Source organism: Muricoccus vinaceus, assembly GCF_042433125.1.
GTDB lineage: Bacteria > Pseudomonadota > Alphaproteobacteria > Acetobacterales > Acetobacteraceae > Roseomonas > Roseomonas vinacea.
This window is the reverse complement of record NZ_JBHLVZ010000073.1, coordinates 1-20,445: the sequence shown is the minus strand read 5'-3', so window position 1 is coordinate 20,445 and position 20,445 is coordinate 1. Positions and strand designations below refer to the sequence as shown.

Genomic DNA, 20,445 nt, shown 5'->3' with positions numbered 1-20,445 from the left:
AGAACGAACGTGAAACGGAACAGCCGTTCAAAGACGGAGGCATCATGACACCCTCGGCTCGCCGAACACGCCGCCCCACTCGCCGACGGCGCGGTTGGAGGTCACCAGCATGGAGCCCCGCTCGTAGCGACGGCTGACCAGTTGAAAGAACAGGTGCGCGGCATCCGGCTCGAACGGCAGGTAGCCGAGCTCGTCCACGATCAGCAGCCGCGCCTTGCTGAAGTGCAGCAGCCGTTCCTCGAGCCGACCCTCGCCATGCGCCTTGGCCAGCTGCGCCACCAGGGTAGGCGCGGGCACGAACAGCACCGTGTAGCCAGCGTTGATCGCCTCGCGCCCGATGGCCACCGCCAGATGCGTTTTCCCCACGCCCGGCGGCCCGAGCAGCATCAGCGTCTCGCCGTTGCCCACAAACCGCCCGCTGGCCAGGTCGCGGATCTGCCCGCGGTTGATCGAGGGCTGGGCCGTGAAGTCGAACCCGGCGAGGTCGCGGGCGTAGGGGAACCGAGCGAGCCCGATCGCCATCTCGATCCGGCGGCTGTCCTTGCGCGCGATCTCGCGCTCGCAGAGCAGCGCCAGGCTCTCGCGGAGCGTCAGCTCGCCCCGGCTTGCCTCGTCCAGAAGGCTGTCCAGCTGGTCCCGAATGGCGGTCAGCTTGAGCCGCGTCAGCATGGCCGTGAGGCGGTCCTCGTCCGGCATCATCACCAGGCCCCCCCGGCCACCGCCTCGTACTCGGCCAAGGGGCGTAGCAGCGGCGGCACCCCGGCCGTGGCGGGAGCGTCTCCCGCGGTGCGGCTGGCCTCTCTCAGGACGGCCTTGCCCCGGAACCCCGCCACGCCCTCGAAGTGGGCCGGGTCGATCGCCCGCTCACGGCGGCCATCCAGCACGGCATGGACCGCGACCTCCTGCCCGGCGTGGCTGATCCTCACCATTCCCGCCCCGAGGGTCACCCGCACCCGCTCGCCGATCAGCCGCCAGGGCACCGAGTAGCTGTTGCCCTCCACCTCGACCACGCAGTCGGCGTGCACCCGCCGGACCAGGTCGCGCGTCGCCCGGAACGGCGGTGTGCCATCCAGCGGGCGCAGCGCACCGGCCTCGTCACGCAGGAACCGCACCATCGGCGCCTCGCCCGTGGTGCCGTGCACCCGCACATCAGCCACCTCACGGGTCCAGGCGACCAGGTGCGCCTCCAGCGCCGCCCAGCCGGGGAAGTCACGCCCGGCAATGGCGTTGCGCTTGACATAGCCCACGCCGCGCTCGTCCTTGCCCTTTGTGCGGGCCCGGTAAGGTGCGCAGGCCCGTGGCCGCACGCGCCAGTGCCGGGCAAAGGCGTGCAGGCGGGCGTTGAACACCAACTCACGCGTCGCCGCGTCGTGCCGCTCCACCAGGGCACGGGCGTTGTCGAACAGGATCTCCTCCGGCACGCCGCCGAAAGACCCGAACGCGCCCTCAATGCCCTCGAACCAGCTCTCCTGGGCCTCGCTCCGGAAGGCGCGCACGTGCAGCCGGCGTGAGTGACCGAGCGTCGCCACGAACAGGTGCACCCGCACCGGCACACCCGCGATCGCCACACGCCGCTCGCCGAAGTCGATCTGCAGCTGCCGCCCGGGCGGCGTCTCGAACCGCACCGTCGCCCGCGCCGCGGCCAGCAGCTGAGACCGGAACGGCGCACAGGCCCGCTCCACCGTCCGCAGGCTCACTACCAGCCCGTGCTCGGCCGCCAGCTCCTGCCGAACCACGTCGGCATTGCCCCCGTGCCGAACCAGCCGTTCCTCCAGCCAGCCCGACAGCTCCTCCAGGGCCGGCACCCGCCGCGCCCGGGAGTATCCCGACCAAGCTCCCTCCCGCACATACCGCCGCACCGTCTTGGGACAGGTGCCGAACTCCCGCGCGATCCGCTTGACGCCCCAGCCACGCGCCTTGAGCGCCAACATCGCCGCCACCTCGTCCGGCGTCCGCATCCGCTCCCTCCGCGCCTCGTCCAGCGCGGAACCCTGGATCACCCCAGCACCATCCATCGACATCCCTCTCTCCCTCTCCAGAGGGAGGCGATTTCATGTCGCCAGGGGAGGGTCATTCCATGTCGCCCGACAAACATCTAGGGCTTGCGTTGCCACAGGCCGCGTAAGCGGCCGCCCAAGGGATGTCACCGCGTGCTTTCGTTTTGCCTCAGCGCCGACGCCGAGGTGCTGATCGGGCCTACTCACCACTGATCGAACAGCCCAAAGGCGCCTAGTTGTTCCGTTGAAAGCCTCGCATGGCAGCTTGCAGACGGACGGGGCACCGAATGTTGTAGGTGACGTCACACAGCAACGCCGGCGCGGGATCTGTTAGAGCTCGCGCCAGGGGTGCCCAGATTGGCGAGACACGGCAGATTCAGATAGGATCCTTACAGGCTGAGGGGCAACCAGAAGGCGGAAACAGAGTGCGTAGAATGCGGTTCGGCTGAGGTGGCTGAGCGGCGGGCCCGTACGGTCCAGAGCGCCGACAACGGACAGAAGACTGGATCCGGTGACGCAGCGCCACGGAGTGATTGACGCCGAACGGTCCATGACAGAGGAGCAGATGTCCGTCAGACGCAGGGATGTCCCGCCTCCGACGGACATCTGCTCTAGTCTGCGGAGAAACCCGTACCTCCTTCAAGCACGGGAAATGGTGGATCGCGCCGAAGCGGCACCTGGATGTCGCAAGCTAAGCCGATGGGCTCCCAGGTGAACGCGACAGCGCCTGCGAGTTGGCCTCGCACGGTCCCTTCCACGACGCGGGAACCGAAGCCACGCCGGGTTGGTGAGCCCTTAACGGGTGGGCCACCTTCTTCCGCCCAGCGCAGCTGCAGCAATCCATCGGAGCCGCCATCGAGATACCAGGTGAGGGTGACGCGGCCTGTTGGTACCGAAAGGCCGCCGTACTTCACAGCATTGGTGGCGAGCTCGTGTACCGCCATGCCCAATGGCTGGGCTGCGTGAGCCGGCAAGGCCACAGGTGGACCATCAAGGACCGCCCGCTGATCGCTGCCGAGAAAAGGTGCGAGTTCTCCTTCCAGCAGCGAGCGTAGATCGGCACCATGCCAACGGTCATCAGCCAGCAGCGTCTGCGCTCGCGCCAACGCGGCGACCCGTCCCGTGACCACTCGGACATAGGAAGCGGTGTCCGGCGCACGTGTCAGACTCAGTGTGGCCTGTACAACAGCCAGAGCGTTCTTGGCCCGGTGATCAACCTCACGCATGAGCAACTGCTGCCGCTCCTCGGCGCGACGGCGCTCGGTTACATCGACGGCTGCACCAGCCCACTCTTTGATCTCACCCTCGGTATCCAGAAGGGGAACCGCACGCGAGAGCGCCCATCCAAGACTGCCGTCCGTGCGCCAGACCCGGTGCTCCAGCTCAAAGGTGCTCTTCGTCCGAATGGCAGCCTGGATTTCTTCCTGGATCTGCATGTGATCATCAGAGTGGATGTAATCGTTGAGCCAGGTCCGACTCGGGGCGTGGGTGTCGGAGATAAAGCCGCGCCCGTCGAGGTAGCGCAGCTCGGCCCAGTCAGGGCTCATGCGGTACAGCACGTTGGCCGTAGCATTCACCATGGCGGCGAGACGTTCCGTGCTTTCACGCAGCGCTCGCATGGTCAGCACTTGGGCCGTGGTCTCGACGCCCTGGTTCAGCAGGCCAACAATCCCCCCGGTCTCTCCCCGCACAGGGGTCGCCGTGAAGTCCCAATAGGTCAATTCTGCCTTGCCCCGGCGTGCCATGGGGATCTCGACGGTTTGCTGAACAAAGCCATTACCGGTGGCGAGCGCTCGTAGAAACAAGGGGGACACCTGCTCCCACGCAGATCCCCACACCTCGGCGACAGGCCGGCCCAGTGCCGTGTGGTGGCGGTCGGCCAAGGAGGGGATGTACGCATCATTGTAGAGGAAGATCAGGTTGGGACTCCAGAGTAGGGCACCCAGCATTGGCGAGTTCAGCAGGGCGGAGATCATCGACCGCAGCGATTGCGGCCAGGTGGAAGGCGAGCCGAGAGGCGATGTTGACCAATCGTGAGCGCGCATGCGGGCGCCCATCTCCCCGCCACCTTCCAGAAAGGGCCAAGAGGAAGCCGCCTCAGCCTCCACTTGGCCTCTCCACTTCCGGCCGCGGCCTGCGTTCATCCTCTTCCAGTAAGCGAAAGGCCGCGCGCACCGCCTCGCTGGCGTTCTGGAACCGGCCCGACGTTACCCGATCCCTAACGAAAGCGTGGATTTTCGGGGTTAGCGAAACGTTCATGGTCTTGACCTGACGCATACCCCTGGATGCGCGCGGTCCCCCTGGGTGTCAATTGTTGCTACTCACCGACACAATGCTGGTCGCGCCGACGTTGCTGAGTGAAGCCTCCCATAGCGTCCTGGCTTGGCCTGAGAGTCAGAAGCCTTCAAACGGTCTTCCAAGGCCACCCCCCCTTGCCCTAGTCGGAGCCAAACAGGCGCGAGTACCCGTCCTGACGCACGGGTTCCTGGCGCTTGGCCAGGGTGCCGCGGACCATCCCCTGCCGGGAAGCAACATGCGGCACTGGTTTGTCGCCGACCTCCGGCTTAGCCAAACCGCCAGGTTTTGTTGGCGAAACAGGTGATCAGGTGGCGGTCGCGGCAAAGCGTGAGACCCGGGTTTGGGCGAGTGCCTGCCGCCAAATCAAGCGGCCAAGTGGTCGAGGTTGAGTGCTGGGGCCGTGGAGACGTGCCGCAGACCTGTTGTGGCCAAGCCGCGGTGGTGAGCCCGACGGAGCGCATTGCCTGAGAATGGGTTTGCTCAATTCTTTGATGCTGGACAGAGCCTGAATGACTGGGACCTCGGCAAGGGTGCAGGTTCCCGCGTCTGCCATCCTCGACGAGGATAAAGGTTCCCGCTTAGGGTTCAGAAGTTAAGCGGGAGGCAGGCAATGAGTGGTTGGCTGATTTCAGTGAAGTCGCAGAAGCTGAGCGGGGGGCTGCCGACGACGGAAGTCTACGTAGCAGCCATTGCAGATCAATCCGAAGCGGAAGAGCAACTGCGTGAAAAGATGGAGATCACTCCTCACGACGTCGTTGAGGTTGAGGTTGCCTTGTCGCAGGACACAATCGACCGCCTCGACGTGCCGCAAGGGCAGATCAAGCGCTACTCGCCCGGCTGAGTGGTGCCTCCCGAAATCTGCACGTGTTGCCCTACGCTTTCCCAGGGGCTGAAGGTGGCCGAACGCTTTGCGACTGCGCTCGCGCAACGCGCCCTATTTTGGCAAGGGGATTTGCGTCGGCCGCAACCGTGGCGGCCGGGTGGGGCGCTCCAACACCCCAACCCGGCCTAACCGCCTCCCCGAAGTAAGGAGCAGCGGGGCACGCGGCTGCGGCAGCAATACCCTCCCCTGCGGTGTCAGCAAGGTGCCACTGGCGAATTCCTCACAGGTGCTCGGCTTGACGGTGGTAGTGGACGAGGGCCGCGAGCCGACGGCGCTAGCCGCTCCGGCCCAGCGCCTTGGCCACGCTGCCAGCGATCTCACCGTCTGCACCGAGAGGAACACCAGCCACACCTTCGCGCTTGAGGCTGCCCAAGCGGTGGCTGGAGGATCTTGGTCACACCGACACCATCGCGTAGCTGGTGAACAATCGGCAAATTATAGGGCGTTGGCCGTCGCACCACGTGAACGGGTGGCGGTTAGGCTGCATCAACCATTTCAGGTCTCTGCGTGAGCGGCACCGCAATCTCGCAGACCAACCCCGAGGCGTTCCAGACAAGCGAAACTGTACCCCTGAGCTGGCCTCGCACCGTGCCGTCCAGCACTCGCGTGCCGAAGCCGTGCTTTTCGGGTGGCGCCTCGATCGGTGGCCCGCCGCTTTCCACCCAGCGGAGCCGAAGCATCTCGGTCGGCTCGCCCTCCTTGACCCAGCTGATGGCAATGCGACCGCCTGGGGTAGAAAGCCCTCCGTACTTCATCGCGTTGGTGGCGAGCTCGTGAATTGCCATGCCGAAGGGCTGGGCTGCCCCTGCGGGAAGCCTGACCACCGGCCCGACCGCTTCGACCCGGGCTTCGTCCCCGGCCTCGATGTCGAAGAACGTGGTCAGCTCACCCCGCAGCAGCGTCAGGAGGTCGGCTCCGTCCCAACGGTCAGCAGCGAGCAGCGTCTGCGCCCTGACCAGCGCGTCCACCCGCCCCTCGATCGCCCTGACATAACTCGGCAGGTCGGGAGCGCGGGTCAGCCGCAGGGCGGCGTTCACCACCGAAAGGGCGTTCTTGGCCCGATGGTCCACCTCCCGCATCAGCAGGGCCTCACGCTTCTCAGCTGCTTTTCGGGCGGTCACGTCCTGACCAATCTTGAGGTAGCCGCGTATCCGGCCGTCGACACCGCGAAGCGCTGTGTTACTGCCCTCGATGAACACCCGCACACCGTCCTTGCGCAGGTGCCATCGCACGTTTGGAGCAACCCCCTCCCGGCTGGCTATCTCCGCTTCCCGTTCTGGAACATCGTTCTCGCAATCCTCGGGGGTAAAGATCAGCGCGGCGGGCTGGCCCATCGCTTCCTCCGCCGTCCAGCCAAAGACTGCCTCCGCCCCGGGCAGCCAGTCGGTGATCCGGTCCAGCGCGTCGGTGACGAAAATGGCGTAGTCGAGCGCTGCCTCAACCGTGAGGCGGAACCGCTCCTCGGATAAGCGAAGGGTACGGACGACGAGCAGGCGGTCGATCACCGGACCGAGTATGACGGCGTAGGTGCGCAGAAAGGCCACATCATTCTCATCGAAAGCGCGTGGACTGGTGTCGTCCACCTCCAGGACGCCGAAGGCGCGACCGCCTGGCAAGAAGATCGGCACGTTCACCAAGGCAACCACCCCGGCATCCCTCAGGAAGGGGGGCACATCGAAGCGGTCTTCCTTGCTGACGTCCTGCGTGATCACGGGCTTGCCAGCCTTGATCGCGAAAGTTTCCGAGGAGTGCTCCTCCATCGACAGGCGCAGTTCACCGACGATGCCTGCGTCCCAGCCCACTCCGGCCGTGACGAGCAGCTGCCGTTCAGCAGGCAGGATCTCCATGATCTTGGCCCGTTCCGTTCCGAGTGCCTCGCTCGCGAGGCGGCAAACCTCCTGGAGGATAAAGTCCAGGTTTTGGGAGCGCAGGGCCAACTCACCAAAGTCACCCAGGATTTGCTGCCGTTTAAGCATCGCAGCAAAGTCGGACATGGCTGATCCTGTCACAGGCGGCCCCGACCCGGCGGGAAGGGGATTGGGCCTCACGACGTTTGAGGCGCTTGTGCCCCAAGCAACGCTGGGCTGCTTGGCCGGCTGCCTCAAAGAACGTTCAGCATCGCCCTACTATTTGGACCAGAACTCATGCCTGGCTCCGGTCTGCCCCACCGCGGAGCCAAATACCCCAGTGGACTTGGCAAGTTGGTCCTTGAGGGAAGTGCTCTCCTTACGACCTTGCCCGCCACTCCTCCACCCGGCCGGCGTTAAACCCCTGGCACCAAGCCTCCTGCAACGGGGCTAAGAACTGGGAGTAGGGGCAGTCACTGGCATCACCTTCAGGGTCACGCCCCACTTGCCACCCCTGAGCGGCAGCGCGGGCCAGGACATCGAGTAGAAGCACTTGAGCCTCACTCGTGGTCGGGTAGTCGTATGGTGTCATGCCTGCCCGCTCCGTTGAGTGACAATGCACGCGGTAGATAGCACTACGACGGATCTGCTCGCTTAACTGGATTGCTTTCCTTGGAATGATGCCAGGAAAGATCGTTGCTTCGACCAAGCAGAGCAGCGGTCGGAGGCAGCGTCCGGCGGTACGGCCGTGGGGCTGAGCCGTTTGCGGGGCGTTGAAGGTGCCGATCAGATCCCGACCGGTGCAGGCTCCACCGAAAAGCGCAGCACAAAGCAGATCACCTCCTGTCTGAGCGTGACCACCATTCTCCAGGGATGGCCGTCCCAGAGTTGTCCGGGGTCGTCACTCAGCATGGCGCCAGCCGTCTTGGTCGCCATGCGACGGGCTGCGGAAAGGTTCGGCAACTCCATCCCCTCCTCATCGATGTAGCAGGCGCCATCGTGGATATGGAAGAAGTAGCGCGGCATGGGCGTCTCCTAAGTGGAGGCCAGAGCGCATGTCTCTCTCGGTCATCGGCGCCTCAAATACGCTGCCGACGATCTGGCATGCTGTAGAGGGTTCTTCGGCTTGGCGATCCAACCCATGATAGTTCACCGGTCTGCCATTCGGCGTTGCGAAGTGTTCGGCGGCGGGGCAGCCGCGCTCCCCCCGAGACACCGCACACGAGCTTCCACGTCATCACCCAGGCCCGCCGGTTCCAACCACACCAACTGGACGCGGTGCTGCTGAAGTCCCCGGCGCAGCGCTAGGGACAACGTTTTTCTATGAAGGTCGGCCGGTCACCGCTACCCCCGGCCGGCGCTAAACCCATGGAGCCATGCGTCCCGGATCAGCACCAGCACGCGAGAATAGGGACAATCGCCAGCATAGCTTCCGAGGTCGCGCCCCGCCTGCCACCCTTCGACCGCGGCACAGGCCAGCACGTCGAGCAAGAGAAGCTGGGCCTCAATGGTAACCGGGTGGTCGTGTGGCATCATGCCGGCCCGTTCCGTTGAGTTATGATGCGTCCGCGTTGAAAGGGCCGCGGCTGGTGGGTTTCTGAAACGCGTTTGCCTACATACGCCATGCCTGCAGCGTACGCTGCGCCCGACTCAGGTCCTGATGATTGCCCTACCGGGATTTGTTGTCAGACAAAACCGAGAACTTGATCTGGTTTAGTAAGATTCACCTGTCAGTGAGCCTACGGCTTCGCCTCTGGCACTTCACTTCGAAGTGCCCGGGGCAAAGATCAAATCTGCTCCTTCTGGAGCCGTCTCCGATGCATCAGCCGGTCAACCGCAACGCCATGCTCTACATCGACCGCCCGCCTGAGCGGCATCGTCTCGTTCAAAAGCTGCAGAGCATCACGGAGCTGACAGCCGAGGAGCGCCAGGCCTTGCTGGACCTGCCCATGACTGTCCGGAGCTATACCAGGGGTGAGGACATCGTCCGGGGAGGCGGTATCCCAAGTGAGTGCTGTCTCATCCTGGATGGTTTTGCCTGCCGCTATAAGCTGCTGCCCGATGGGCGCCGACAGATCATGGCCTTCCACACGCCGGGCGATCTTCCGGACCTGCAGAGCCTCCACATCCAAACCCTGGACCACTCCGTGGGGGCGATGATGCCGACTCTGGCGGCCTTCATCCCCCACGCCAGCATGCGGACCCTGACGGCGCGCTTCCCCGGCCTGATGCATGCCTTCTGGCGCGACACGCTGATCGATGCCGCCGTCTTCCGGGAGTGGCTCATTGGCATTGGCAGGCGCGACGCTCATGAGCGCATCGCCCACCTCATCTGCGAGATGCTGCTGCGCTTCCGAGGCGTGGAACTCGCCCCGGACAACACCTTTAGGATGCCTGCAACCCAGGGCGACATCGCGGACGCGCTCGGCTTGTCGAACGTGCATGTGAACCGCGTGCTGCAGGACCTCCGGCGGGACAAGCTGATCACCTGGGGCAACTACACGGTCAGCGTCCTGAAGTGGGACGAACTGCAGAAGCGCGCACTCTTTGATGCCACTTACCTGCATCAGGTTTCCAGGGCAGCCGCATGAACCGGGAGCTCACCCTGACGCCTGTGCGTCTGGACACGGACACTGAGGACGAGGAGGGACGCCTGGTCTTCGCCGACGATTGCTTGGTTGCTGTGCTCGTGCAGCTTGCCGATGGGCACGAAGCGCAGGGACACTGGTTTCTGGAGCATGGCTTCGGCAGGCTCGGCGTGCCTGTGCCTCCAACCTTCTCCGATCTGCGAGCCGCGGAGCACTGGATCGTGGGCAAACTCAGTGCCGTGGTGGATGGGCAGCCATCGTAACTGCCCTACTCCACTCGTATGGGTCAGCCTCTCACAGGACAGGCAGTTACCTTTTTAGGTTCGCTTCCAAGCCGTCGAAGTAGCGCGTCACCTCCGGCGAAGTGCCGCCCAGGTGAAGGTAATCTTTGTTGAAGCCTGCCAGGGCCTGAAGTTCCTCGACGTTCAGCAGGCTCATCATCCTCCGGTCCATGGAGATCAGACTGCGTTGACGGAACTCCTTCAGCACGCGGTTTATGTGCACGGGGGTGAGACCCAGCGTGTCACCAAGTTCTGTCTGGGTTAGCGGCAGCCGGAACACCTCGCCGTTGGTCAACCCCACAGCCCTGTGCCGCCACAACAACTCGCACAGCAGGTAGGCGACGCGTCCCCGGGCATCGCGACGTCCGAGTGAGACAATGCGCTCGCGCAGCATCGCCTCCTCCTGCATGGAACTCCACCATAGCGCCGCCGAGATGCGGGGTCTGGAGGCGAACAGATCCATCAGGCTTTCCCGTGAAATCGGCGCCACGCGCACAGGAGTAATCGTGCCGATCGAGTGGTCCATCTCCTTGAGCAAGAACACATGCATGTCGCACAGGTCGCCTGGGATGAGGAATGTCATGATCTGCCGCCCGCCATCCGGCATGTTGCGGTAACGCATGGCCATGCCCTCCTTCAGCAGGAACACCGAGCGCGGCACCATGCCTTCGGCGATGATGTCCACGCTGGCTGGAAAGCGTTCCTCCGGAGCAGCCAGACGATCCAGGTGCTGCCGGTCCGAGTTGGACAGTGGAGCGAAGTGCAGCAGTTTGCTTGTCAGAGGATTGCCGGCGGGCGGAGGTGTGGCCGAAGGCTGATCGCGGTGCTCAGCGGCGCAGGCCATTCGACATCTCCAGCAGAAGATGCGCTTTCACGGGTGTTAGGCCGGATCGGCGCAGCAACCCGACTGTAGACCGGAACCAGCCTGCGAACATCGTCGTACTCTAAATAACTGGCAGATCAGGCGAGAAGCCCTGCGGCCACAGGTCCGCGGTGTTAGGATGCCAGGCCGGGCTTAGGAACAGCGGCTGCGGCAACGCTCTGGGCTATGGCTCGCAGCAACCCGATGGAAGCGATGCTGACCACGACGCTCTCGCTGACCCCGGCTATCTCCTGCTTGACCTCGATGAGGCCATCAATTGCCTCGACCACTTGGCTCTTGAGGAGGGTACCCCTCTCGACCAGGAGGAGGGCAAGGGCTTCGCAGAGCATCAGGGCCGCTTGGCCGTGCGGATCAGGCGTCAATGTCATTAGTTGGTGTAGCACCATCACGATGCCGCTGTCGCGAACCCAGATCAGTTTCAGTTCGGACGACGCCAAATAGTTCCACAACATTGGCACGCTGGCAGGAAAAAGGTGGCACCTAAGCTGGTGTCGTCACTTGAAGTGGGAACTATCAGTAGGATAACGAAGCTTTCAGGATAAGCCCTAGCGTGGGGGGTAAACTCTGAACGAGCTTTCTCCTCCAATTGCTAAAACTGCTATGCTTTTGCATCTACACCAGCAAGAACGCACAAACTTAACAATTGATAAAAAGTTTTACTTTTATGCTATTTTCGATGACTTGTCCGATCGAACCATCACACAGAGGTGGTTAGCCCTGAACTTGCGTTTACATCCACATATTCGACCTCAATACTATCCTGGGTTAGCGTCTGCTGCGCTGGCTGTAAGCGAGCGTGCCGCAATGATCAGCACTCCTCCTGCCCATCTGAGTGTCCTCTGCTGCATCGACGACGTGTGGCAGATCGTCGCTTGCCCCTACCCCGGTGATCCTGGCGAGGCATCTGCGCCACGATCGGCTCGGCAGAGACAGGAGCACGTTGTTGCTCTGGAAACAGCCAATCACGCCCTGCGTCGCGAGGTACAGATTGCATCGGAACGGGAGCAGTTCCTGATGGCCGAGATGGAGCACCGGCTGAAGAACGTTCTCGCTACCGTACATGCCCTGGCAGCGCAGACCGCTCTCCCCGGTGACACAGGCGAGGGCTTCCGCACCGCCTTTGCAGCACGTCTGCGCGCCCTGGCTCTTGCTCATCAGGTGCTTGGGCAAGGTAATCCCGATGGCGCAGCACTAACCACCGTCGTTGGAGGCTGCCTGCAGCCTTATGACAGCACGGCAGGCCGGATCACCGTTTCCGGGCCCGCGGTGCATCTCCCGGCGCGGACCGTACCGACCCTCGGCCTTGCCTTCCACGAACTCGCCACAAACGCAGCAAAGCATGGCGCCTTGTCGATCCCGGAAGGACGGGTAGAGGTAACCTGGGCGGTGGAGGCGGGAGCCAAAGATCAAGCGCGGGCAGTCGCGATCATCTGGCAGGAGCGGGGCGGTCCGCCCGTTGAGGAGCCGAAACGCCGCGGCTTTGGCTCGCGACTGCTCGAACGCGGACTAGCCCAGGGGTCTGGTGGCACCACTCAGCTCGACTTCGCCCCTCATGGCGTGAACTGCCGCATCTGGCTGCCGCTGATGTCTGCTCAAGCCAGGGTTTGACTGCAACCAAATGGCCGAGTTGCGGAATTCGGCGCCGGGGCATTTTGCCCAGTTGCGAGCAGCACATGGGATCCTCGGTTCTTCCCATCCTGCAGGGGGTGCCCGGAGAACTTCGGCCCAGTTATTATCTTGGCTTATCTTCGCCCCCATAAGCGTCAGCACCAGGCGCTTGGGAGCAAAACCCAGAACCGCCACATGCCCGGATTGTGTCTGGTGTGATGTTTGCCAGCCCGGCCAGTCGGGTCGCGATCAGCGCATGTGGAGCGCATCTTCGCTTGGCTCGCTCGCTACCGCCTCCTGAGCATCCGGTACGAGTGCCACGCCGACATCCATCTGGCGTTCACGACACTCGCCTGCGTCCTGGTCTGCCTCGGCCAAATCAGGCGGTTCTTTCAGGCGCACTTAACCACAATCGAGATCTGGCGCCCTCGCTTCCGTCTGGCCGAAAGGCAGAGCGAGCTGGCAGCGGACGCCATCGGCACCGCGTTCCAGCCGAGCCTCGCCCTGGAGCTGATGGGGCACGGTGCGTTCGATCACCTCCCATCCAAAGCGCCGGAGTAACGGGCCCGCTGGCATCGTCACCCCAGTCTCTTGCCAGTCGATCACAAGCCGCTTCGCACCCTCGACCGCCTGATCCAACCGCCAGGTCACGGCGACGTGCCCCGAGGACTGCGCCATGGCGCCGTGCTTGGCCGCATTCGCGGCAAGCTCGTGCAGCGCAAGGGCAATGGGCTGCACCACGACGCCAGGCAGCTCCACCTCCGGGCCATTCACCTGCGCCCGGTCAGCCTCTTTGTTCCCCAGCGCCCGCAACTCGGCCTCGACAAGGTCACGAAGCGGCACCGACCACGCGCCACTCCGGGCAAGGAAGCCCTGTACCCGTCCTAAACAGGCAATCCGCGCCGCAAAGTCGTCTCGCACAGTGTTTGGAGGCAGGCTCCGCCGCGCGATTGCTGCCACCACCGCGAGGATGTTGCGCGTGCGGTGTTGAACCTCGAGGAGGAGGGCGCGCTGCTCCCCCTCCATGCGGCGCACGTCCTCGACGTCCGCGCTCGAGCCAACCCATTCCGTGGCACACCCCCCCTCCTCCAGCATCACGGCCGTTCGGGACAGCGGGGCGGAGCGCGTGTGATGGAGACGCCATGCGCCGTCGAGGGCGCGACGGATCCGGTGCTTGACGTCCAACCCTCCACGTTGGGGTGCTTCGTGCCAGGCGCGCAGCGTGGCATCGCGGTCATCCGGATGAACCGGCTCGAGCCAGCCTCTGCCAAGGCTCCCCTCGCTGCTCTGCCCCGTATAGGCAAGCCAGCTTGGGGAGGCCCAGATCCACTGCCCCTCATTGGCGGAATGCCATAAAAGTTGTGGGATGACGTCAGCCAGCGCCAGCAGGCGATCACCACTTTGGGGCCTCGCCACGTGTGTGGCGGGCGCCTCCGGGGTTTGGGCAAGCTCCGCCCGGATCACTTCAACGGCGGTCGCGGCATCCTTCGCGTCGAGGCCCACGGCGGCAAGCGCCGCTCGGAGGCGGGCATCCTCCGCCTCCTGGGCACCCCAGGCAGGGTCGGCCTCGTCGGCAACCTCCTCCACGCCCCTGGTTCCCTCAAACCGTTGCAACAGGTGCGACCACCCGGAACGGGACGCGCATGGCTATGGCATTCTGGGCATCAGTCCGGACCGGAGTGAGCCAGCAGGATCGCAACATGTGGAGCTCGCCCCGTCGAGGTCTCGGCGGGTCTGGGCAGAGACCCGACCCGCCGACTCAACGCTCCGGTCCGACGAAGGCTCACCGAAAATCTCAATTTTTACCCGCGCTCTCGCAACAGTCACCACGTCCTCGCCTGATGGGAGCCGCAAAGGCGGAAGCCCCATCCCCTGTCCGGTCGTTAACGCTGCAGACAGGTCAGCCAGCGTATAACAGCTTCTCTGGCGTGATCGCCGACAGAACCTTTTTGGGTGATCACCGCGCAGCTCAGGGTTACCCATTTCCGAACAGGGCTTACCTGCCTACACCATGGATGCACCATCTCCTTCTCACCTCTCCTGCAGATTAGGGGAGGCCGCTCTGCTGGAACGGCTGCGTGCCGCTCTTCCCGGTATTCTTGACCGCGCTGCTGCTATGGACGCCGCCGATGGTGCATTGCCTGAGGAAGATGTCGCAACGCTGACCTCCGCGGGGCTCCTCACCGCGCCGCTGCCGACTACGTTCGGCGGTCATGGCTGGGGAAGCGAATCCAGCAGTGCCGCAAGCATTCTTGAGGCGCTTCGTCTTCTCGGTCGTACCAGCCTGCCACTTGGCCGTCTTTACGAAGGTCATGTCAGCGCCATCGGCCTCGTGATGCGTCATGGCACGCCCTCCCAGCGAGAAGCCGCTGCCGAGGCCGCCCACACGGGATGCTTATTTGGGGGGTGGGGCTGCGAGGCGCCACTCGTCAGCCTTCGACTGGAGAGCGGTGTTCTGCGTGGAGGCAAAGTGCTCTGCTCTGGCGCCGGACTGGTGGAGCGCGCCCTGGTGACCGCTCGCTGCGGCGGTGAAGGGCAGCAGCAGATGGTGCTCGTATCAATCCCAAAGCACACACACCGGGCAGATCTTGGAACCTGGACTCCCACAGGGATGCGCGCCTCAGCCACGGGCAGCGTGAACTTGGATGAGATGGCAGTTGGTCCGGAGCTGCTGATTGGTAAGCCTGACGCACATCGCGGAATGGCCGAATATGCGATCGGTATGTGGCGCCCTCTTGCAGTGCAGCTTGGTGGCTTGGAGGCGGTGGCCGAATCCATGCGGACTTACCTGCGCTCAACGGGGCGTGGCAAGGATCCGCATCAGGCGGCGCGAATGGGCAGCGTGCTGACCGAAGTCGAGACAGCACGACTATGGGTTCGTGAGGCAGGTTTAATGGCGGAGAGCCTGCAAGCATGTTCCAAACGCGTCGAGGCTTATGTCAATCTCGCGCGCGGCGCGGTTGAGCGCGCCGCCCTAGAGGTCATGCAGGCTACGAACCGCTCGGTCGGACTGAGTAGCTTCATGCGCCCGAACCCAGTTGAGCGACAAATTCGTGATCTCGCAACCTACTTGCGCCAGCCGGCGCTGGATCGAGCGCTGATTTCCGGTGCAACGACTGGATTAGACTTGCCTGAAGTAGTCGGCACAATGTGGCCAACCCTTTCACCGCTTTGATGAGCAGAATCGGCGTTGAAGCTCTTCTAGTGGCCAAGGGGCTTTTCGAGTTGTCTGGGGTGGATGGGCTGGCCGACAGAGGTAGCTGAAGATCTCGCGGGCGACGTAGCGCTGGAGGCAGAAAAGGATCTCGGGCTTGCCCTTTCCCTCGGCGGTGCGGCGCCTGGCGTGGTCGAGGATGGGTTGGTGCCCACGCATGCGGACGATGACCACCCGGTGTAGGGCGGCATTCGCCTGTCGATTGCCGCCAGGGTTGAGGCGGTGCCGGGTTATCTTGCCGCTGGAGGCTGGGACTGGGCAGGCGCCGCGGAGCCTGGCCAGGACCGCCTCCGAACGGATGCGCTCGGGATTGTCGCCGACGAGGATGAGCATTTCGGCGGCGGTTTCTGCCCCCCATGCCGTGAGCGTGCATCAGGTCGGGTGCGAGCTGCTGGATCAGCTGACCAAGGCTGGCGTCATGGTCTTTGACCTCCGCGTCGAGGGCGAGCCAGCGCCGGGCGATCGCTCGCAGGCTGGTCCTGGCCGAGGCTATCGTCGAGGTAAGCGGGCCGGGACGGAGAGCGGCGAGGTGGCGGAGCAGTCCCATCTTTCCGATTAGGCGGTGAGCCCTTCGCGCAGCGCTGAAGGCGAGCTGACGATGATGGCTTTGATCGCATGCATGGCCTGGCTCCGCGCCTTGACGGCGGTGTCGCGGGCCACCTTGAGATGCCGGATCACTTCGACCGTGCTCGTGCCGGACTCTGGTCGTGCCACAGCCTGGGCGGCATTCTCGGCATCAACCATATCGTCCTTGCCGCTCTGGTATCGGAGCTGGCGGCTGGGCCGGTTCACCTCGAGCACGGGATAGCCGTGCTCATTTAGGAAGCGGAACGGGCCAGCGCCGTAGGATCCGGTACCCTCGACGGCAAAGGTGCAGATCGGACCGGAGGACCGTGCCCAGTCCGGCAGGGATTGGTACCCGCGGTTGTTGACCGGGATGGACAGGCTGCCGAGGCGCAAACCAACGGCGCTGATTGCCACAGCCGCATGGGTGAATTTGCGGGTGTCGACACCAATCATGACGTCGGCATCGGGTGCAGTTCTGCTGATGGTGTGAGGCTCCAGGCCGAACGGAGGACCTGACGAACAAGCGGATGGACAGAAAAATGACACGATGGGGCGCCCTCAAGCTTCTATGAAGTCACGAGCCGCTCGCCCGACAGGTGCAGCCTGGAGGACCGACACATCAAGGCCATGACACCTGATCAACTGCAGAAAGGGTCGGGCCCTCCGGGCCACGAACCTACATTCACGGTTGCATATCCCTTGCAGGTAGGCCTGCATGACCAAGCCACCTCTCGAGGGTCGCCGCCCCAGACCAGATGTCCGTCAAAGGCGGGGGTGGTCCGCCTCTGACGGACATCTGGTCTAGCATCGCCGCAGTGATCTATTAGACTACTAAACGAGCACATAATCGAACGCGCCTTGCAGGCTGCTGAAGAACTCTCGCGACACGGTGTTCATTGTAAATCGCCAGCTTGCGGACAAGCCTCCCCTTTTGCAGCCTTTCCCTGTTGCCCGATCAGTAACCTTCGGGGACGTAGAGATCGGGAGGTAGAGTGCGTCGCTCGTAGTTCGGATCGAACACCCGCTCTGGCAACAACACCGGCTCGCGCGGGATCTCCTTGTAAGGAATCATCGAAAGAAGATGTGCCATGCAGTTTAGCCGCGCCCGCTTTTTATCGTTCCCCTCAACGATATACCAAGGCGCTTCCTCAATGTTGGTGCGCTCGAACATCTCCTCCTTCGCCCGAGTATAGGCCTCCCAGCGAACCCGGGACTGCAGGTCCATCGGGGAAAGCTTCCACTGCTTGATTGGGTCGTGGATCCGCATGAGGAAGCGGAGCTGCTGCTCCTCGTCTGTGATGGAGAACCAATACTTCACTAAGATGATGCCGGAGCGTACGAGCATCCGTTCGAACTCCGGCACATCGCGGAAAAAATCTTCGACCTGGGTCTCACCCGCGAAGCCCATAACGCGCTCGACGCCAGCGCGATTGTACCAGCTGCGGTCGAACAGCACGATCTCGCCCGCGGCCGGCAGGTGCGACACGTAGCGCTGGAAGTACCACTGCGTGCGCTCGCGGTCCGAAGGGGCGGGCAGTGCCACCACGCGGCACGTGCGAGGGTTCACGCGCTGCGTGATCCGTTTGATGACGCCTCCCTTGCCGGCGCTGTCACGCCCTTCGAAGAGAACGACAACCTTCAGCCCCTTGTGGACTACCCAGTCCTGGAGCTTCAGCAGCTCGCCCTGAAGACGCAGCAGCTCGCGGAAGTACAGGCCACGATCGATCGAGACCTTCTTCCGGTGCTGGTGCAGTTCCCGCAGCGCAGCCGGCAGCCGGTCATCATCGATCTCCTGCTCGAGCTCCTCGTCGAAGTCATCTTGGAGTTCGAGTTTGAGCCAGGAGGAGTCCCTGTCGTCGTCCTGCATCAGCGGTGCTACCTCTTCGGACCGGCGCCGCCTGATTAACAGGAACGAGCGGTCGTGCAATGTCGAATCGATGACATCGAGAGGCGGCACGGCTCGTCCGCAGGCACGAACTCCAGTCCCGACAAGCCGCGAAACGTTGTCGAGAAAGGGGCGCCGCGTGGCGCCCCCTCCCGGTATGGGCCGAAGCTGCTCAGACGAAGAGGAAGTCGCCCTGGTTGAGCGCACTCAGCGCGAAGCTCCCGATACGGATCTGACCACCGTCGTCGAGGGAGATCAACAGATCACCCCCGATCTGCTCGCTCGCGCTGGTCAAAGCGTCGAAGTCGGCGAAGAGGCCGCCCTCAAACCGCATGCTGTCCTCACCACTGACGAAGTCCATGACGCGGTCAGAACCGGAGCCCTGGGCGAAGATGAAGACGTCATCCCCATCGCCACCCTCAAGTCGGTCAGCGCCCGCCCCACCCGTCAGGCGGTCATCGCCGTCCCCCCCCGCAAGCCGATCGTCGCCAGCATCGCCCATGAGGCGGTCGTCGCCGGCTCCTCCATCCAGCCTGTCGTCGCCCGCACCGCCGACCAGGCGGTCATCGCCGTTCTGACCGTTAAGCCGGTCCTCACCCGCACCGCCATTCAGCCGGTCGTCGCCGGTGCGCCCGTCAAGGCGATCGTCGCCTTGGCCGCCAATCAGCTGGTCATCGCCGGCGCGTCCGTCGAGGCGGTCGTTGCCCGCCACCCCGCGAATGGTGTCGTCCTCGTCGGTGCCGCTGAGGCGGTCATCGCCGGTCGTGCCGCGGATGCTGCCGTCCCCGTTGGGGTCAGTCGGCTCCTCGGACAGGGACAGCCCCATCGCCTGGGCGACCTGGCCCGCGACTGCCGTGTTGTCGATCACGCCGTTGAAGAGTTCTGCACCCGGCCCGAAGGCATAGAGCGGGACATCGACCGCGGTGTGTCCAGTGGTTGAGAAGTCGATCCCGCCGCGCGCGTTCAACGTTTCAGCAAGGGCTGCGTAGGCCGCATCCTCGTCTGCGGCACCGAGGATGGCGCCGATTTCGGCGTCGGTCAGGGTGACGGCCCCGCCGGTGAGGTCGGACACGATAGTGTTCACGGCGCCATTGATCGTCGCCTGATCGGCGCCCGATCCGAGCACGGTCACCCCTTCGAGGATGGCCGTCCCGATCTGCTCGTAGGTGGCCTTGAAGCTTTGATACAGGGTGGGAAGACGAACGTTGTTCAGCTCCAGCGTCATGCCGCCGGTCTCATGGTCGGCGACGGAGACGATCAGCGTGTCAGGATGCGCCTCGGCGTAGTCGCGCGCGACCTGCCAAGCCTGCTCAAAGGAGGCGGCGGCATTGAACACGGCGCCAGCATCGTCGGCGTGGCCCCAGGTGTCGGTGCCCTCTTCCTCAACGAACAGGAAGAAGCCATCCGTGTCATTCTCAAGGACGTTGAGCGCGGCCTGCGTCATTTCCGCCAGCGAAGGCTCGCCGTTCGGCCGCTCACCGGTTGACCCGCCACCGATTGGCGCCACCAGGTCTTGGTCATTGAACAGGCCGAGCAGCTTGTCACCGTCATAGCCGGCGAGCTCGGCTCCGGTGGTGATGTAGTCGAAGCCATGGGCTCGGGCTTCTTGAATAGTCGTTTGCCCATCCTGATCCGTGTCGTCCCCGAACGCAGCGCGGCCACCTCCGAGGATCACGTCAAGCTCGTTATTGTCGATGTATTCCTGGGTAATTTCGCCCGCGTTGCCACGATCCACATTGCTTGCGGCGAAAGCAGCCGGCGACGCATCCCAGATCGCCGCCGTGCTGACAATGCCTGTCGCTTTGCCTGCCTGGCTCGCCATGTCGAGCACCGACGGGACCTCGTTTCCTGCCGCGTCCACGCCGATGCCGCCATTGTAGGTCTTGACGCCGGTCGCGTAGGCAGTGGCAGAGGCGGCGGAGTCTGTTACGGGGTTATCCGCGGACCCAGTTTCCACACGAGCCTTGAGATACTGGTTCCAGATCGGCTCGGCAGCCCCTTCACCCTTGAACCAGCGGTAGCCGGTATCGGCAGCCGGGCCGAAGCCGTCCGGCAACAGAAAGATGACGTTCTTGGCAAGAATGGGTGCACGGCCACTCGCGGCCGTGGAGACGGCTACGTTCTGGGTGGTGTCCGTCGCGTTTGGCATCTGTTGTTCCTCTGGGTAGGGCACGTGCGGGTAAGCTGAGGCAAACGCGGCTGCGGTTCCGCAGAGAAGGCAGTTCCATTGCGGAGATAAAATGCGAACGACGGAAGCTGACAGGCTCTCAGTGAAACCTGAGTGACATGGGAGGGAACAAGCCATGTCATTTCGCTCAATAATATCGCAAGTAGTCGGGTCTGAACAACCTCCCGGGCACTGATTTGCTTGGGAGAATTGTTGGTTTGGGCGCT

The 20,445-nt window shown here is 63.8% G+C and carries 19 protein-coding genes and 1 pseudogene; 7 read left to right on the top strand and 13 right to left on the bottom strand.

What is annotated here, in order from left to right; all coding sequences use genetic code 11:
- Positions 1-42: 42 nt before the first annotated feature.
- The 4 genes from istB to ACFFIC_RS20820 form a co-directional block, all read right to left on the bottom strand.
- Positions 43-699 (bottom strand): IS21-like element helper ATPase IstB, encoded by a 657-nt coding sequence (istB, locus tag ACFFIC_RS20835; RefSeq protein ID WP_377053923.1) that lies wholly within the window; start codon positions 697-699, stop codon positions 43-45.
- On the bottom strand, positions 699-1,958 hold the full coding sequence (gene istA, locus ACFFIC_RS20830) for an IS21 family transposase (RefSeq protein WP_377053921.1): 1,260 nt from the start codon (positions 1,956-1,958) through the stop codon (positions 699-701). Before istA ends, istB begins: the two co-directional genes overlap by 1 nt.
- A gap of 650 nt (positions 1,959-2,608) precedes the next feature.
- Positions 2,609-4,054 (bottom strand): HWE histidine kinase domain-containing protein, encoded by a 1,446-nt coding sequence (locus tag ACFFIC_RS20825; protein WP_377053917.1) that lies wholly within the window; start codon positions 4,052-4,054, stop codon positions 2,609-2,611.
- Between the two features lie 40 nt (positions 4,055-4,094).
- Complete coding sequence (locus tag ACFFIC_RS20820; RefSeq protein WP_377053919.1) at positions 4,095-4,256, bottom strand: type II toxin-antitoxin system ParD family antitoxin; 162 nt, start codon at positions 4,254-4,256, stop codon at positions 4,095-4,097.
- 649 nt (positions 4,257-4,905) lie between these two features.
- Between ACFFIC_RS20820 and ACFFIC_RS20815 the strand changes: the two genes are divergently transcribed.
- Positions 4,906-5,136: a hypothetical protein gene (locus tag ACFFIC_RS20815; RefSeq protein WP_377053915.1), complete on the top strand. Its 231-nt coding sequence runs from the start codon at positions 4,906-4,908 to the stop codon at positions 5,134-5,136.
- Between the two features lie 518 nt (positions 5,137-5,654).
- Here ACFFIC_RS20815 and ACFFIC_RS20810 read toward each other — a convergent pair.
- Positions 5,655-7,172 carry a PAS domain S-box protein gene (locus tag ACFFIC_RS20810; protein WP_377053913.1) on the bottom strand — a complete coding sequence of 506 codons (1,518 nt, stop codon included), beginning with the start codon at positions 7,170-7,172 and terminating at the stop codon, positions 5,655-5,657.
- A 639-nt stretch (positions 7,173-7,811) separates the two neighbouring features.
- Positions 7,812-8,051 (bottom strand): DUF6894 family protein, encoded by a 240-nt coding sequence (locus ACFFIC_RS20805; RefSeq protein WP_377053911.1) that lies wholly within the window; start codon positions 8,049-8,051, stop codon positions 7,812-7,814.
- 791 nt (positions 8,052-8,842) lie between these two features.
- Between ACFFIC_RS20805 and ACFFIC_RS20800 the strand changes: the two genes are divergently transcribed.
- Together ACFFIC_RS20800 and ACFFIC_RS20795 are read left to right on the top strand one after the other, a co-directional pair.
- On the top strand, positions 8,843-9,616 hold the full coding sequence (locus tag ACFFIC_RS20800; protein ID WP_377053909.1) for a Crp/Fnr family transcriptional regulator: 774 nt from the start codon (positions 8,843-8,845) through the stop codon (positions 9,614-9,616).
- Positions 9,613-9,876, top strand: a complete 264-nt coding sequence (locus ACFFIC_RS20795; protein WP_377053907.1) for a hypothetical protein — start codon at positions 9,613-9,615, stop codon at positions 9,874-9,876. Before ACFFIC_RS20800 ends, ACFFIC_RS20795 begins: the two co-directional genes overlap by 4 nt.
- 46 nt (positions 9,877-9,922) lie before the next feature.
- On the opposite strand, the gene ACFFIC_RS20790 is transcribed toward ACFFIC_RS20795, so the two are convergent.
- Both ACFFIC_RS20790 and ACFFIC_RS20785 read right to left on the bottom strand, forming a co-directional pair.
- Positions 9,923-10,738 carry a Crp/Fnr family transcriptional regulator gene (locus ACFFIC_RS20790; RefSeq protein WP_377053905.1) on the bottom strand — a complete coding sequence of 272 codons (816 nt, stop codon included), beginning with the start codon at positions 10,736-10,738 and terminating at the stop codon, positions 9,923-9,925.
- Between the two features lie 152 nt (positions 10,739-10,890).
- Positions 10,891-11,214 (bottom strand): hypothetical protein, encoded by a 324-nt coding sequence (locus tag ACFFIC_RS20785; RefSeq protein WP_377053903.1) that lies wholly within the window; start codon positions 11,212-11,214, stop codon positions 10,891-10,893.
- 367 nt (positions 11,215-11,581) lie between these two features.
- On the opposite strand from ACFFIC_RS20785, the gene ACFFIC_RS20780 reads away from it, so the two are divergent.
- Both ACFFIC_RS20780 and ACFFIC_RS20775 read left to right on the top strand, forming a co-directional pair.
- Positions 11,582-12,385 carry an HWE histidine kinase domain-containing protein gene (locus ACFFIC_RS20780; protein WP_377053901.1) on the top strand — a complete coding sequence of 268 codons (804 nt, stop codon included), beginning with the start codon at positions 11,582-11,584 and terminating at the stop codon, positions 12,383-12,385.
- Positions 12,386-12,643: 258 nt separating this feature from the next.
- A pseudogene (locus tag ACFFIC_RS20775) lies at positions 12,644-12,775 on the top strand (IS5/IS1182 family transposase); the annotation flags it as partial.
- Positions 12,776-12,787: 12 nt separating this feature from the next.
- On the opposite strand, the gene ACFFIC_RS20770 reads toward ACFFIC_RS20775, so the two are convergent.
- The gene (locus ACFFIC_RS20770) at positions 12,788-13,972 is read right to left on the bottom strand and encodes a sensor histidine kinase (RefSeq protein ID WP_377053899.1); all 1,185 of its coding nucleotides are present in this window, start codon (positions 13,970-13,972) and stop codon (positions 12,788-12,790) included.
- Positions 13,973-14,396: 424 nt separating this feature from the next.
- Here ACFFIC_RS20770 and ACFFIC_RS20765 point away from each other — a divergent pair, with 424 nt between their 5' ends.
- Positions 14,397-15,560, top strand: a complete 1,164-nt coding sequence (locus ACFFIC_RS20765) for an acyl-CoA dehydrogenase family protein (RefSeq protein WP_377053897.1) — start codon at positions 14,397-14,399, stop codon at positions 15,558-15,560.
- Here the strand turns inward: ACFFIC_RS20765 and ACFFIC_RS20760 are convergent.
- The gene (locus ACFFIC_RS20760; protein WP_377053895.1) at positions 15,549-15,932 is read right to left on the bottom strand and encodes a transposase; all 384 of its coding nucleotides are present in this window, start codon (positions 15,930-15,932) and stop codon (positions 15,549-15,551) included. The genes ACFFIC_RS20765 and ACFFIC_RS20760 overlap by 12 nt on opposite strands.
- Here ACFFIC_RS20760 and ACFFIC_RS20755 point away from each other — a divergent pair.
- Complete coding sequence (locus ACFFIC_RS20755; protein WP_377053925.1) at positions 15,925-16,158, top strand: hypothetical protein; 234 nt, start codon at positions 15,925-15,927, stop codon at positions 16,156-16,158. The genes ACFFIC_RS20760 and ACFFIC_RS20755 overlap by 8 nt on opposite strands.
- Here the strand turns inward: ACFFIC_RS20755 and ACFFIC_RS20750 are convergent.
- The 3 genes from ACFFIC_RS20750 to ACFFIC_RS20740 all read right to left on the bottom strand — a co-directional run bounded on the left by ACFFIC_RS20750 (position 16,155) and on the right by ACFFIC_RS20740 (position 20,200).
- Entirely contained in the window at positions 16,155-16,619 is a 465-nt protein-coding gene (locus ACFFIC_RS20750; RefSeq protein WP_377053893.1) for an IS110 family transposase, read from the bottom strand. The genes ACFFIC_RS20755 and ACFFIC_RS20750 overlap by 4 nt on opposite strands.
- Before the next feature lie 502 nt (positions 16,620-17,121).
- Positions 17,122-18,033, bottom strand: coding sequence for a polyphosphate kinase 2 (gene ppk2, locus ACFFIC_RS20745; RefSeq protein WP_377053891.1), 912 nt, complete (start codon positions 18,031-18,033; stop codon positions 17,122-17,124).
- Positions 18,034-18,223: 190 nt separating this feature from the next.
- A complete protein-coding gene (locus ACFFIC_RS20740) occupies positions 18,224-20,200 on the bottom strand; it encodes an alkaline phosphatase (RefSeq protein ID WP_377053889.1) in 1,977 nt (658 codons plus the stop codon).
- Positions 20,201-20,445 lie beyond the last annotated feature (245 nt).

Bases quoted from the DNA above. Each gene is read 5' to 3' on its own strand.
- istB (WP_377053923.1), bottom strand. From the start codon at position 699: ATGATGCCGGACGAGGACCGCCTCACGGCCATGCTGACGCGGCTCAAG.
- istA (WP_377053921.1), bottom strand. From the start codon at position 1,958: ATGCGGACGCCGGACGAGGTGGCGGCGATGTTGGCGCTCAAGGCGCGT.
- ACFFIC_RS20825 (WP_377053917.1), bottom strand. From the start codon at position 4,054: ATGGGCGCCCGCATGCGCGCTCACGATTGGTCAACATCGCCTCTCGGC.
- ACFFIC_RS20820 (WP_377053919.1), bottom strand. From the start codon at position 4,256: ATGAACGTTTCGCTAACCCCGAAAATCCACGCTTTCGTTAGGGATCGG.
- ACFFIC_RS20815 (WP_377053915.1), top strand. From the start codon at position 4,906: ATGAGTGGTTGGCTGATTTCAGTGAAGTCGCAGAAGCTGAGCGGGGGG.
- ACFFIC_RS20810 (WP_377053913.1), bottom strand. From the start codon at position 7,172: ATGTCCGACTTTGCTGCGATGCTTAAACGGCAGCAAATCCTGGGTGAC.
- ACFFIC_RS20805 (WP_377053911.1), bottom strand. From the start codon at position 8,051: ATGCCGCGCTACTTCTTCCATATCCACGATGGCGCCTGCTACATCGAT.
- ACFFIC_RS20800 (WP_377053909.1), top strand. From the start codon at position 8,843: ATGCATCAGCCGGTCAACCGCAACGCCATGCTCTACATCGACCGCCCG.
- ACFFIC_RS20795 (WP_377053907.1), top strand. From the start codon at position 9,613: ATGAACCGGGAGCTCACCCTGACGCCTGTGCGTCTGGACACGGACACT.
- ACFFIC_RS20790 (WP_377053905.1), bottom strand. From the start codon at position 10,738: ATGGCCTGCGCCGCTGAGCACCGCGATCAGCCTTCGGCCACACCTCCG.
- ACFFIC_RS20780 (WP_377053901.1), top strand. From the start codon at position 11,582: ATGATCAGCACTCCTCCTGCCCATCTGAGTGTCCTCTGCTGCATCGAC.
- ACFFIC_RS20765 (WP_377053897.1), top strand. From the start codon at position 14,397: ATGGATGCACCATCTCCTTCTCACCTCTCCTGCAGATTAGGGGAGGCC.
- ACFFIC_RS20755 (WP_377053925.1), top strand. From the start codon at position 15,925: ATGAGCATTTCGGCGGCGGTTTCTGCCCCCCATGCCGTGAGCGTGCAT.
- ACFFIC_RS20760 (WP_377053895.1), bottom strand. From the start codon at position 15,932: ATGCTCATCCTCGTCGGCGACAATCCCGAGCGCATCCGTTCGGAGGCG.
- ACFFIC_RS20750 (WP_377053893.1), bottom strand. From the start codon at position 16,619: ATGATTGGTGTCGACACCCGCAAATTCACCCATGCGGCTGTGGCAATC.
- ppk2 (WP_377053891.1), bottom strand. From the start codon at position 18,033: ATGCAGGACGACGACAGGGACTCCTCCTGGCTCAAACTCGAACTCCAA.
- ACFFIC_RS20740 (WP_377053889.1), bottom strand. From the start codon at position 20,200: ATGCCAAACGCGACGGACACCACCCAGAACGTAGCCGTCTCCACGGCC.